11 protein-coding genes and 1 tRNA gene are annotated in these 12668 nt (G+C 73.2%); 6 read left to right on the top strand and 6 right to left on the bottom strand.

Going from position 1 to position 12668, the window contains the following annotated elements; all coding sequences use genetic code 11:
• The first annotated feature begins 110 nt into the window (after positions 1-110).
• The 4 genes from HPT28_RS15535 to HPT28_RS15520 all read left to right on the top strand — a co-directional run bounded on the left by HPT28_RS15535 (position 111) and on the right by HPT28_RS15520 (position 3434).
• On the top strand, positions 111-890 hold the full coding sequence (locus HPT28_RS15535) for an HAD-IIA family hydrolase (protein WP_219091677.1): 780 nt from the start codon (positions 111-113) through the stop codon (positions 888-890).
• Between the two features lie 120 nt (positions 891-1010).
• Positions 1011-1628, top strand: coding sequence for a hypothetical protein (locus HPT28_RS15530; protein ID WP_219091676.1), 618 nt, complete (start codon positions 1011-1013; stop codon positions 1626-1628).
• A gap of 4 nt (positions 1629-1632) precedes the next feature.
• The gene (locus HPT28_RS15525) at positions 1633-2307 is read left to right on the top strand and encodes a class F sortase (protein WP_219091675.1); all 675 of its coding nucleotides are present in this window, start codon (positions 1633-1635) and stop codon (positions 2305-2307) included.
• A 77-nt stretch (positions 2308-2384) separates the two neighbouring features.
• Complete coding sequence (locus tag HPT28_RS15520) at positions 2385-3434, top strand: glycoside hydrolase family 6 protein (protein ID WP_219091674.1); 1050 nt, start codon at positions 2385-2387, stop codon at positions 3432-3434.
• Between the two features lie 51 nt (positions 3435-3485).
• Here HPT28_RS15520 and HPT28_RS15515 read toward each other — a convergent pair whose 3' ends face one another.
• The 3 genes from HPT28_RS15515 to HPT28_RS15505 form a co-directional block, all read right to left on the bottom strand.
• Positions 3486-5441 (bottom strand): galactose oxidase-like domain-containing protein, encoded by a 1956-nt coding sequence (locus HPT28_RS15515; protein WP_219091673.1) that lies wholly within the window; start codon positions 5439-5441, stop codon positions 3486-3488.
• Positions 5442-5523: 82 nt separating this feature from the next.
• Complete coding sequence (locus HPT28_RS15510; RefSeq protein ID WP_219091672.1) at positions 5524-7563, bottom strand: glycosyltransferase family 2 protein; 2040 nt, start codon at positions 7561-7563, stop codon at positions 5524-5526.
• A 437-nt stretch (positions 7564-8000) separates the two neighbouring features.
• A complete protein-coding gene (locus tag HPT28_RS15505) occupies positions 8001-8216 on the bottom strand; it encodes a hypothetical protein (protein WP_219091671.1) in 216 nt (71 codons plus the stop codon).
• 339 nt (positions 8217-8555) lie between these two features.
• Between HPT28_RS15505 and HPT28_RS27640 the strand changes: the two genes are divergently transcribed.
• Both HPT28_RS27640 and HPT28_RS15495 read left to right on the top strand, forming a co-directional pair.
• Positions 8556-8909 carry an SRPBCC family protein gene (locus HPT28_RS27640; protein WP_219091670.1) on the top strand — a complete coding sequence of 118 codons (354 nt, stop codon included), beginning with the start codon at positions 8556-8558 and terminating at the stop codon, positions 8907-8909.
• Entirely contained in the window at positions 8906-10177 is a 1272-nt protein-coding gene (locus HPT28_RS15495) for an acyltransferase domain-containing protein (protein ID WP_219091669.1), read from the top strand. Before HPT28_RS27640 ends, HPT28_RS15495 begins: the two co-directional genes overlap by 4 nt.
• 95 nt (positions 10178-10272) lie before the next feature.
• On the opposite strand, the gene HPT28_RS15490 is transcribed toward HPT28_RS15495, so the two are convergent.
• The 3 genes from HPT28_RS15490 to HPT28_RS15480 all read right to left on the bottom strand — a co-directional run.
• A tRNA-Lys gene (locus HPT28_RS15490) sits at positions 10273-10346 on the bottom strand.
• A 91-nt stretch (positions 10347-10437) separates the two neighbouring features.
• Positions 10438-11196: an IclR family transcriptional regulator gene (locus HPT28_RS15485; RefSeq protein WP_219091722.1), complete on the bottom strand. Its 759-nt coding sequence runs from the start codon at positions 11194-11196 to the stop codon at positions 10438-10440.
• Between the two features lie 185 nt (positions 11197-11381).
• The coding region (locus HPT28_RS15480) for an MFS transporter (RefSeq protein WP_257578685.1) at positions 11382-12668 on the bottom strand (1287 nt) is incomplete at its 5' end.

Below are 12668 nucleotides of genomic sequence, written 5' to 3'. Positions count from 1 at the left end.
CTCGCCCGGTGGCCCCGAAGGCCCGGGGGCGTCTCAGGGGCTGGCACGGTGAAAGGCCGACGGGTCCGAACACATAGGCTGGAGGTCCGCACCGCACGGCAGGAGCAAACGTGGCAGAGCGCAAGCCCATCGAGTCATGGCTCACCGACATGGACGGCGTCCTCATCCACGAGGGCGTGCCCATCCCCGGCGCCGACGCCTTCATCAAGCGGCTCACCGACTCGGGCAAGCCGTTCCTCGTCCTGACGAACAACTCGATGCAGACGCCGCGCGACCTCCACGCCCGACTGTCCCGCATGGGCCTGCACGTGCCGGTGGAGAACATCTGGACCTCGGCGCTGGCCACCGCGAAGTTCCTGGACGACCAGCGGCCGGGCGGCACCGCGTACGTCATCGGCGAGGCGGGGCTGACGACCGCCCTGCACGACGTGGGCTACGTCCTCACCGACACCCGTCCCGACTACGTCGTCCTGGGCGAGACCCGCACGTACTCGTTCGAGGCCCTCACGAAGGCGATCCGCCTCATCGACGGCGGCGCCCGCTTCATCGCCACCAACCCCGACGAGACCGGACCCTCGGCCGAGGGTCCGCTGCCGGCGACGGGTTCGGTGGCCGCGCTCATCACCAAGGCCACCGGGCGCGAACCCTACTTCGTCGGCAAGCCCAACCCCCTGATGATGCGTGCCGGGCTCAACGCCATCGGCGCGCACTCGGAGAGCAGCGCGATGGTCGGTGACCGGATGGACACCGACGTGCTGGCCGGCCTGGAGGCGGGCATGGAGACGTTCCTGGTGCTCACCGGGCTGACCCGGAGCGAGGACGTCGAGCGCTACCCGTTCCGCCCGTCCACGGTCGCGAACTCCATCGCCGACCTGATCGAGCGCGTCTGACGGAACGCCGCCGCCGGCACCCGTTCGGCGGCGGCCCGCGTGCGGGCACGGCCGCGTCCGGGGATCTTCGAAGGGCATCGACCCCGGAGGTTCCCCATGAGTTCCGCATGCCCCGCCAGGGTGACGTTCCGTACGGCGCTGCTGCCGCTGGGCGCCGCCGCGCTCGCCGTCTGCGGAGCCGCCCCCGCGTCGGCCGCCCCGGCCGATCCGGTCGACCCGGAGTACGCCGGGTCCGTCGTCGTCACCCCGGCGAAGGTGCGCGCCGGAGGTGAGGTGGACCTGCGGGTGGCCGCCTGTGACGGGGACAAGGGGCTGGCCCGCTCCCGGGCGTTCGTGGAGACGGCGACGCTCAAGGAGGCCGCCGACCAGACGCTCACCGGCCGGGCGGACATCCGGCCCGCCGCCGAGCCGGGCCGCTACACGGTCGTCGTCGACTGCTACGACAAGACGGGCGACCTCAAGCGCGGCATCGCCGAGGGCTCGGTGTTCGTCGTCGGCGGCCGACCGCACCCCGAACCCACCCACCACGACGGCCGCCACGACGGGCACGACCGGGACCGGCACCACGGGCAGCCCGTGGCTCCGGTGCGGGCGGGCGGCGGCGGCACGGCCGCCGACGCCGAGGGCCCGACCCCCGCCACCACGCTGGCCCTCGCCGGGGCCGGGGCCGCGGGGCTGGCCGGGTTCGCCATCCTGCGGCGGCGCCGCCTCGCGGCGCGGCGCGGCGCCGACGACTGAGCCCGTGTCCGGTGAGGCGCGGTCCTCGGGCACCGGGCGGCTGATGACGGGCACCGCCTGGGCGGTGCTGCTGCTGGCGCTGTGGCTGTGGGGCAAGGACCTCACCGACGCGGTGCCGCCTCCGGCCGCCGTGCGGGACGTCGCGGCCGGTACCCGGGCGGGGGAGGAGGGCGGTCACCCGCTGCCGCCGACCCGGGCCCCGCTCGCGGACCGGGCGGCGCCGCAGCGGGTGGCCGTCGAGGGCCTGGGCGTGGACGCGGTCGTCGTCCCGCGCGGGCTGGACGAGGACGGGGCGGTGGACCCGCCGCCGTTCCGGGAGGCCGACACGGTCGGCTGGTACGCGGGCGGCCCGGCGCCCGGCGAGGAGGGGGCGGCCCTGCTGGTGGGCCATGTGGACACCGAGACCGACCGGGCCGTCTTCTACGAACTGAGCACCGTGAAGCCCGGAACCACGGTGCTGGTCACCCGGGCGGACGGCACGGTCGCGGAGTTCACCGTCGAGGACGTCGAGGTCGTCCAGCGGGAGGGCTTCGACGCCGAGCGGGTCTACGGGCACCGCCACCCGGGCCGGGCTGAGCTGCGCCTCATCACCTGCGGCGGGACCTTCGACGAGAAGGCCGACGCCTACACGGCGAACGTCGTCGTCTCGGCGTATCTGTCGGGGGTCCGCCCGGGATGAGGGATGGGCGTTCGATCCGGCGGTCGGGTGTGCCACGATGGGCCCGACCGGTTTCAACCGTCTCCAAAGGGGAGTGGATGTACGGCATCGACGCCGGCCGCGGACAGCGCCGCCCGCACAGAGGAACGAAGGCCGCGGCGGCGGCCCTGGCGGCGATGGCGCTGCTGGGCGCCTGCTCGTTTGGCGGCGACGAGAAGGAGGGGGCGGGCCCTCCGAACTCCCGGCCGAGCGTGGGCCAGTCCTCCTCCGGCACCTTCTGGGTCAACCCCGACAGCAAGGCCGCGCAGACGCTGACCCGGGTGCGGGACGAGGGCAGGGCCGACGAGGCCGAGCTCGTCGAGGCGATCGCCGAGCAGCCCGTCGGCCAGTGGATCGGCACGGAGGACCCGGAGGCGGAGACGCGCCGCGTCACCGAGGCCGCGGCCGCGGCCGACCGCACGGCGCTGCTCGTCCTCTACAACATCCCGCACCGCGACTGCGGGCAGTACTCGCAGGGCGGCGCCGCCGACGCGAACGCCTACCGGAACTGGATCGACCGCGTCGTCGCGGGCATCGGCGACCGGGAGGCGTGGGTGGTGCTGGAGCCGGACGCCCTGCCGCACCTCCTCGTGCCCGGCTGCGTGCCCGAGGAGTTCCACGAGGAGCAGTACACGCTGCTGCGCGAGGCCGTGGGCAAGCTCGGCGCGCTGCCGAACACGCGGGTGTACCTGGACGCGGGCAACCCGCGCTGGGTGCGGGACCCGGGCGGCCTGGTGGAGCCCCTGCGCCGCGCGGGCGTCGAGCAGGCCCACGGCTTCTCGCTCAACGTCTCCAACTACCAGACGACGCAATCCAACGCCGAGTACGGCAAGCGGCTGTCGGCGATGATCGACGGCAAGCCCTTCGTCATCGACACCAGCCGCAACGGCAACGGGCCGGTGGCGGGGCACGAGGACGAGGAGGCGTGGTGCAACCCGCCGGGCCGGGCGCTCGGCGAACGGCCCACGACCGAGACGGGCGACGAGCAGATCGACGCCTACCTGTGGATCAAGCGCCCGGGCGAGTCCGACGGGACCTGCAAGGGCGGCCCCCCGGCGGGCGAGTGGCACCACAGCTACGCGCTGGAGCTGGCCCGCAACGCGGGCTGAGCCCGCCTCCCCCGGCGCGTGGCCGGGGGAGGTGCCGCCGGGCAGGCGGTGTCAGCCCTCCTCGCCAGGGCCCAGCACGTGCACCCAGACCGACTCGGACGGGATGCCCTCGGCGTCGACGACGTTGACCATGTAGTACCCCGGGGGCACCAGCGTGGGGTCCTCGGGGACGGTGACCCGGACGCCGTCGTCCGTCCGCTCGAACTCCAACGCCACCGAGCGCTGCTCGACGTTGGTGACGTGGGTGAAGGAGCCCGGCCGGATCAGGCGCGCCTGGGCCACGTCGGCCGCGTCCTTCGTGCGGAACTCGGCGGTGCCGCCCAGCGCGACCGTCTGCGGCTCCCCGCCGTCGTCGACCAGCTCGGGACGCGGTCCCTGGAACAGGTAGGGCGGCTGGTAGATGTCGATCTGCTGCTCGAACTCGCCCGGCTTGGTGTTGGCCGCGTCCGCGAACAGCGAGTCGGAGCCGAACGTCATCACCCGGCCGTCGGGCAGCAGCAGCGCGCCGGAGTGGTAGTTGCGGCCCACCAGCGGATCGGCGACGCGGCGCGAGGAGTTGCTCTCCGGGTCGTAGATCTCGGCGCTCAGCACGTTGCTGTCGCTCAGGCCCCGGTACCCGCCCGACCCGTTGGTCGTCAGCACGGTGTCGTCGGGCAGGATGACGCTGCTCGGGTAGCGGACGGGCGCGTACAGCTCGGGGCCGTCCTCGAAGCGGGGCAGGTCCTTGGTGAGGTCCACGATGCGCGTCTTGTCGGTGACCTTCTCGCTCTCGCCGATGCCGCCGCCGCCGAGCACCATGTACCGCTGGTCCTGGGCGGGCGGCAGCAGGACGGCCATCGCGGTCTCCAGCGCGTCGGGGTCGCTGATGCCCGGGACGACGTCGAACTCGTCCGTCCGCCAGTCCCACAGGCCGGGCGTGCGGCCCTCGTCGGCCGGGCCGTAGCCGGAGCTGGTGCCGGTGTAGAACAGCTCACCGCCCTGGGACAGGAACATCCCCGGGTAGGTGGGGAAGTAGCGCTGGTAGGGGAGGGTCTCCCACTCCTTCGTCTCCGGGTCGTAGATCTCGACCTTCTTCGACACCTCGCCGATGTCGTCCAGGCCGGACACGGACAGGACGCGACCGTCCTCCAGGGTGGTCAGCGTCGGGTACCAGCGGGCGTCCTCCATCGGGTCGACCCGGATGTACTTCTCGGCCACGGGGTCGAACTCGAAGGAGTCGCGGATGCCCTGGAAGTCCTTCTTGTCGAAGGACAGCTTGTTGGCGATGCCGTAGACGTTGTTCTTGTCCTCGCCGGTCAGCCCCGCCACCGTGTACTGCTCGGTGGCGCCGGTGGCGTACTTCTTGCCCTTGTGCTCGGCCTCCACGTACAGCCGGGCCTGGCTGGCGGTGACGGTGACCTCACCGGTGACCGGGTCCGCCTTCTTCTCGGCCCGGGGCACCAGCACGGAGTCCTGGGCGACGAAGACCTTGCCGGAGTCGTTGCCCGTGAACTTGGTGCCCTTGGCCAGCGTCATGGGCTTGTCGGGGTTCTCGTTGCTGACGATCATCAGCCCGCCGGCCTTCTCGACGTCGCCCTCGAGCGTCTCGTACCGCTGGGTGCCGCCGGCGACCAGCAGCTTGCCGTCGGGAAGCTGGCTGTGGCCCGCGCAGAACATGTCGGCGGGGGTCGGGATGTTCTTGAACGTCCCGTTCTCCGGGTCCCACAGGACGCTGCGGAAGGTCTTGGCCGCGAACTGCTCGGCGTCGTTGCCCGATCCGGCGATGAGCAGCACCTTGCCGGTGTGGAGGAGGGCGGCGTGGATGGTGTTGATCCGGTACTCGTCCGGGACGTTCACCGTGTCCCACTTGCCGTTGTCGGCCTTGTAGGACGCCTGGTTGATCTTGTACTCGTGATACTGCTCCGAGCCGTAGCGGATCAGCCAGGGCGCGTTCATCCCGGCGACGGCGAGCAGGGCCGCCGTGGAGATGGCTATCCGCTTGGTGCGGCGGCTCGGACGGTACTTCACGGTTCACGACTCCTGGCTGAACGTGCTGGTGCGTGCGGCGTGCGTGTGGGCGGTGGGGCGTGTGGGCGCGGGGACCGGGCCGTCAGGGGCGCGGCGAGGGACGCCCGGCTGCGGGCAGGCTGATCTGGACGGTCTCGTCGGAGCCCGCGGCGGGCAGGACGGCGGTGGTCGCCGCCTGGTCCACCGGCCCGGGGGGCGCCCCGGGCCCGCGCGGCGCGTCCGGGGCCGCGAGGGTCTCGGGCGCCGTGGGTGCCGCGGATGCGGCCGGGTCGGTGCCCTGCTGACGTCGGCGCTTCAGCTCGGCCCGTACGGTCGAGCGCCAGCCGATGATCGGGGCGGCGGTGATCAGCAGGGCCAGGGCGGCCCAGGTGAGCATCGCGGGGTGGTCGTGGCCGAGGAAGAACGACCCGACCAGCGAGCCGCCGAAGACGGCGATGAAGAAGAGGTGGATGCGGAAGGTGCCGAACAGCGTGTCTGGGCTGGCCGAGTCGCCCTTGGGGGTGACGACGAACTTGCTCTTGCGGCGCAGCACGGCGTCCATGAGCGAGCGGGCGTAGATGGGCGCGGAGAGCGCCGACATCAGCATGCCCGCGAGCCCGCCGGAGCCCTCCGGCTCGTGCGGGGAGACGTTGTGCCGCCGGTTCCAGATGTACAGGCCGACCTGGAGGGCGGAGGCGTTGCCGTAGAGCATCATCCAGACGATCGGGTCGATCTGCACACCGGAGGCGCCCAGGCCCAGGAAGAGGGCGCAGCTCAGCGCGGCGAGAATCCAGTTCAACGCCGAGATCGGGTAGAAAATGATCATCATGGTGTAGTTGAACAGCTTGCCCGGCGGCAGGGAGTACCAGCCCTTCCAGTACTGGCTGAGGATGGTCTCGTAGGTGCCGCGGGACCAGCGGAGCTGCTGGGTGAAGAAGTCCGTCCAGGCGTTGGGGCCCTCGCCGACGGCCAGCACGTCCGGGGTGTACACCGAGCGCCACTTGCGGCCGGTGGCCGGGTTGCGGTGCCGGTGTATCTCGAAACCGGTGGCCATGTCCTCGGTGATCGAGTCGTAGAGGCCGCCGATCTGCTTGATGGCCTTGACGCGCACGGCGTTGCTGGTGCCGACGAACATGGGCGCGCCGTAGCGGTTGCCCGCCCGCTGGATGAGCGCGTGGAAGAGGAACTGCTGGCTCTCGGCGGCCTTGGTGACGAAGTTGTCGTAGTTCCCGTAGACCTGGGGGCCGATGACGAAGCCGACGTCCGGGTCCCGGAAGTAACCGAGCATCCGCTCCAGGTAGTTCGGCAGTGGCACGTGGTCGGTGTCCACGCCGGCGAAGAAGTCGTAGTCGTCGCCGTGCGCGTCCAGCCAGGCGTTGTAGTTGCCGTGCTTGGTCTTCGCGCGGAAGGCGCCCTTGTCCGTGTTCCAGCGGGCGACGCCCTTGCGGCTGAAGTGGTGGACGCCCAGGCGCCGGCAGACGGCCTTCACCTCCGGGTCGTCGCCCTCGTCCAGCAGCCAGACGTGGACCGTGCCGCGGTGCCGGATCCGCACCGCCGCCTCCAGGGTCTTGGTGACCATGGACAGCGGTTCCTTGCCGGGGACGAACGAGGTCAGGAAGGCCACCCGCGTGCCCGACTCGGGCACCACCGGCACCGGGTCCCGGGCCACGAGCGTGGCATGGGAGTTGGAGAGCACGTTGAGGGTGCGGAACAGCTCGATGAGCCCGATGGCGACCAGCATGACGACGTCGAGCGCGAGCACCAGGTCCGAGACCGAGCCCTCGTCGCGCTGGGTCCAGTGCTGGGGCTGCATGAGCCAGACGAACAGGCCGAGGGAGAGCAGCGGGGCCGCGGCCAGCAGCAGCGCCGCCCGGACCCGGTGCGGCTCGTCGGCCAGCAGGCTGCGGTAACGCACCCGGTACGGGGTGTCGCGCGGGGGCTGGGTGAGCGGGCCGGCGAGGCGGCTGTAGTGCTCGTAGTCGTAGCGCGGCGGTGCCTTGCGCGGCCAGCGCAGCCCGCGGCCGAGTGTGCTGATGGCCGTCTCGCCGGTGCGCTGGCTGATCCGTTCGCGCACGACGCGCAGCTTCGTCGTCCGTGACGCGTCGTCATCGGCGTGTGGCGTCGATCCGCCCCGTGCCGTCATGTGTCCATCCCCCCGCACACAGCGTCCTGTGTGCCGTCGTTCGGGTTGTGCCTCCCCCGGTCCCCAAGACAGGGGCAGGGGCGTTCCGGTTCCCGGAACCGCACAAGAACCACACAGACGGACCCCGACCGCGCAGGAGTTCCGGACCAATGACCGAAGGTCAGCTTTTCGAAACCCTCACATGATCGCAAGAGTGTGATGACCTGATTGTGGTGTGATGTGGCGATTGCCCGGACGAACGTGATCAAAGCGATGTGAGACCCGGGCGACACTCCCGGTCCCTGGCCGGCTTCGACGGCCCCTCACCTGGCTCCGCGGCCCCGCGCCCCGCCCCTCGCCTCCCGTTTCCCCCTCGCCCCCGGCCCCGACCGCCCCCGGCCCCGACCGCCGCCGGGCCCGCCCCTCACGGGGACGAGCCCGGTGGCTCCCCACGGGGGTCAGTCGATGCCCCGCCAGATGTGCGGCTCGGCGCAGCCGTCCTCGTCCTCGCCCGCCAACAGGGCCGCGACGCAGGGCGCCTCCTCCACCCCCGCGGACCGTTCCCCCGCGGACCGACCCCCCGTGGGTCGGCCGCCCACGGACCCGGACGTGCTGAGCGGTGCGTGCGCGGACTCCCGCACGGGCCGGCCCATCGTCACGTCGATCACCGTCACTTGCGTCAACTCCCTCGGACGTCGGTCGGGCAGCACGACTCAGTGTGCGCGAGCACCGCGCCCCCCGCGACCGGGCACGCGCGAAAACCCGCAGGTGGCACGCGGTGACGGGCGGCGTGGCCCGGAATGCCGAGTGGCAGGTCCACCCGCTCGGATCGTGCGCGCGGCCGGTCGCGAACCAGCCGAAGCCCGGCAGAACGCCCACCCCCTCGGCGCTCGCGAATCACCCGAACAGGGGACGGGGTTCGAGCCGGGTTCCACCGGCCGCGGAGACGCTGGCCGTCCGAGCGCACGGGACGACGCGAGACCGGGGCCAGCAGGTGCGGAGGGGAGGTCGCCGTGACACGACAGAGTTCCGCCAGTCCGGCCGGCGCGAACGTCGAGCACACCATCGGGATCGACGCCCCTCCCGGCACCGTCTACCGGCTCATCGCCGACATCACCGGCTGGCCGCAGTTCCTCCGGTCCGTCGTCCACGCCGAGGTCGTCGAGGACCGGCTCGTCGGCGGGGAGCGGCGCGAGCAGCTCGTCCAGCTCCGGGCGCTGGCCGGGGACCGCGTGCAGACCTGGACGTCCCGCCGCGTCCTCGACCCCCGGCCCCCCGGTCCAGGGCCCGGCGAGACGCGGGCCCGGCCGAGCGGGCCGGGACGCCGGCCGGCGGGCCCGCCGAGACGACGAGGAGCAGGAAGATGACCAGAACCCCGGTCGGGGCCGCGGGCGCGGCGCCGGACGAGGAACCGGGCGCCGAGGCGTTCTGCGCCTGGCTGCTCGCCCGGCTCACCGACTACCTGGGCCGCCCGGTCGGCGCCGACACCCCGTTCGCGGAGGCCGGGCTCGACTCCGTCGCCGCGCTGAGCCTCTACGGCGACATCGAGGAGGAGTACGGCCCGCTGATCGATCCCACCGACATCCAGCTCTACCCCACCGCCCGGGAGCTGGCCCGCTTCCTCGCGCTGCGTGCCCCGGGGCCCGCGGGCCGCCACACCCGGGTGCGACCCGCCTTCGTCTTCACCGGCCAGGGCAGCCAGCACCCGCACCTCACCTCGGGCCTCTACCTCCACTCGACCGGGTACCGCGGCCATCTGGAGGAGGCCGCGGACGCGCTCGTCCCGTATCTGGGCGGTCGCTCGGTGGCGGAGCTGATCCTCGGCGGCGACCCCGCCGTGCACCGGACGGCCTTCACCCAGCCCGTCCTGTTCGCGGCCGGCTACGCGCTGGCCCGGATGCTGGAGGAGTCCGGCGCCCAGCCCGTCGCCGTCCTGGGGCACGGCGTCGGGGAGTATGCGGCGGCCGTCGTCGCCGGCGCGCTCAGCCTGCCCGACGCCGCCCGGCTGGTCTCGGTGCGCGGCGCCTTCATGCAGTACCTCCCGGTGGGTGGCGGCATGCTCGCGACGGGCGCCACCGCCGAGCAGGCCGCAGAGGCCGCCGCGACCGAGCGGGCGGTGACCGTGGGCGCCCTGAACGCGCACCGGGCCACCGTGCTGTCCGGCGAGCTGGCGGGGCTGGAGCGCGTCGCGGCCCGGTTCGCGGCCGAGCGCGTCGGCTACCGCTTCCTGCGGGTGGCACACGCCTTCCAGTCGCCGCTGATGGCCCCCGTCGTACCGCGCTTCACCGCCGTGGCCCGCAGGCTCCCGCTCGGCCCGCCCCGGCTCCCCTTCTACTCCACGGTGAACGGGGCGCTCCACGAGGGGGCGCTGGACGCGGGGTACTGGGCCGCGCAGATCACGGCGCCCGTCCGGTTCGCGGACGGCGTCCGGCGGCTGGTGGCCGAGCAGCGGCCGACGCACCTGGTCGAGATCGGGCCGCGCCCCGTGCTGCTGCCCTTCATGCGGCGCCTCGGCGGCGCCGAGGGCCCGGCGTGCCTGCCGGTGTGCCGGGGGCCCCGGACCAACGCCGTCGACCTGGCCGGCGTCCTGTCCGCTCTGGAGGCCGGCCCCTTCGCCGGCGCCCTGGCCGCCTGACCGGAGCGAAGCAGGTGAGGCCTCGGCGTGGCGGGGGCCTGGGACCGCTGTGAACGCGTGAGGCCCCCACCGTGGTGGGGGCCTCACGTTCGCTGTGCGCCGCCAGGGACTCGAACCCCGGACCCGCTGATTAAGAGTCAGCTGCTCTAACCAACTGAGCTAGCGGCGCCTGCGTCGCTCATCCTACCGTCCCGGGAGGGGTGCTCCTTACCACCCGGTGGTGGCCTGCGGAGTGCGCCACGCCATCTCGCGGGCCTGTCTCAGATGCACAGGGACAGCAGGACGGGCGCCGCCTGCTCGTTGAGCCTGCGGGCCGCCGACCGCAGCCGGTGGGCCTGCCGGATCGGCAGTGACAGGGCGAGGCAGCCCACGGAGGCGCCCGCCGTCAGGGGCACGGCCGCGCACACGGTGCCGATCGCGTACGCCTGGAGATCCAGCACCGGGACCGTCGGCGGACGGCTGTCCAGCTCGGACAGCAGCGCCCGCTCGTTCGTCGTCGTGCGCGAGGTCAGCCGGATGGTCTTGTGCCGCGAGAGGTGATCGCGACGGCCGTCGTGGTCGAGCTGGGTGAGCAGCGCCTTGCCGACGGCGCTGGCGTGCGCGGCGGCCTTGAAGTCCACCCACTCGGCCACCGGGGGAGTGTTCGCACCGGCCGAGAACTGGGTGATCCGCACCTCGCCGTCCTCGTAGCGGCTGATGTAGACGGCCGCCCCGATGTCGTCCCGCAGCTCCGAGAGCTTGGTGTGGAGCTGCTCGCGCAGGACGCCCTGGTGGTCGCCGGAGGAGCCGAGCCGCCGCAGGGCCTCTCCTGTGACGTAGCCGCCGTCCGGCAGCCGCTCCAGGTATCCCTCGGTGCGCAGCATGGCGAGCAGGCGCGCCAGCTCGGCGGGCGGCATCGCGGCCTGCCGGGCGAGCGCGCGCTCGGCTATGCCGTCCCCGTGCTGGGAGACGGCTTCCAGGAGCCGCAGAGCGCGCTGCACCGCGCGGTAGGACGCGGCGGGTACGGGCTTCGGCATCACCACGGTTGCCCCCTTGGAGGTTGTGACCGCTGGAGCAGTGACCTTCAGCATTCCTCAGGTAGCGTCGTGTCACCTGCGTGGTCTCACGATAGCCTCCAACCCCCCGTCCGGAACCAGTCGTTACCGCGATCGGCATATGCCAGTGACCTGCGGGGCTGTCGGGAAGGGGGGAGATCCGGCCTCCGTCACGTGGCCGAGACCTTTCGGACGACGAGCGACAGCAGGGCCGCGGGCGCGCACAGGGCCCCCACGGCGACCCACACGACGTCGTAGGTGGCGAAGACGTCCCGGGCCACGCCGCCCAGGACCGCGACGAGCGCCGCCCCGACCTGGTGGCCCGTGCTCACCCAGCCGAAGACGATCGCGCTGTCGGCGCCGAAGTGCTCCCGGCACAGCGCGATGACCGGCGGGACGGTGGCCAGGTCGAGCAGCCCGAACAGGACGACGAAGGCCACGATCGGTGCCCCCACGGTGGGGGCGAGCAGCATCGGCAGCAGAAGCAGCAGGACGCCGCGGGCCGCGAAGTACCCGGCCAGCAGCCGCCGGGGGTCGTGGCGGTCGGTGAGCCATCCGGAGGCGAGGGTTCCGCCGATGTTGCAGACGCCGATGCCGGCCAGCAGCGAGGCCGCGACCGTGGTGGGCATGCCGTGGTCGTGGGCCGCGGGCGTGAAGTGCGTCCACAGGATGCCGTTCGTCGAGGCGCCGCAGATGGCGAAGGCCGTGGCCAGGAGCCAGAACGTGCTGGTGCGCGCGGCCTGGCGCAGCACGCGCAGGGTGCGGCGGGCGGCGCCCGGCACCGGCGGCGGCTTGGGGGCGAGGACGGGGGCGCCGTAGGGCGGGAGGCCGACGTCCGCGGGGTGGTCGCGCAGGAGGAGCACGGCGAGCGGGGCGACGGCGAGCGCGGCCAGCGCCACGGTGATCACCGAGGGCCGCCAGCCGTGGTGGTCGGTCAGCCAGGCGAGCCCGGGCAGGAACACGGTCTGGCCGACGACGCTCGCCGAGGCCAGCGCGCCGGTGACCAGGCCCCTGCGGTGGTCGAACCAGCGCAGGGCGACCGTCGCCGCGAAGGCCATGGCCAGGGAGCCGGTGCCCAGGCCGACCAGCAGCCCCCAGTAGAGGGTGAGCTGCCAGGCCGCCGTCATGGTGGGCGTGAGGGCGGCGCCCCCGGCCATGAGGAGCAGGGCGCCGCCCACGACGCGGCGCAGCCCGAAGCGGTCCATCAGCGCGGCGGCGAAGGGTGCCGTCAGCCCGTAGAGGACCATGTTGACGGAGACCGCGAAGCCGATGGAGCCGCGCGACCAGGCGTATTCCTCGTGCAGCGGGTCGACCAGCAGTCCGGGCAGCGCGGAGAGCGCTCCGGTCACCATCACCGCCAGCGCCGCGACGGCCGCGACCCACCAGGCCCGGTGCACGCGGCGGGCGCGGGGCGGGGAGCCGTCCGCGGCGCCGGGCCGCGCGGGCGCGGGCCGGCT

Origin of the sequence: Streptomyces sp. JJ38, from assembly GCF_019303475.1 — a bacterium.
GTDB lineage: Bacteria > Actinomycetota > Actinomycetes > Streptomycetales > Streptomycetaceae > Streptomyces.
This window is presented reverse-complemented; position numbering and strand designations above follow the sequence as displayed.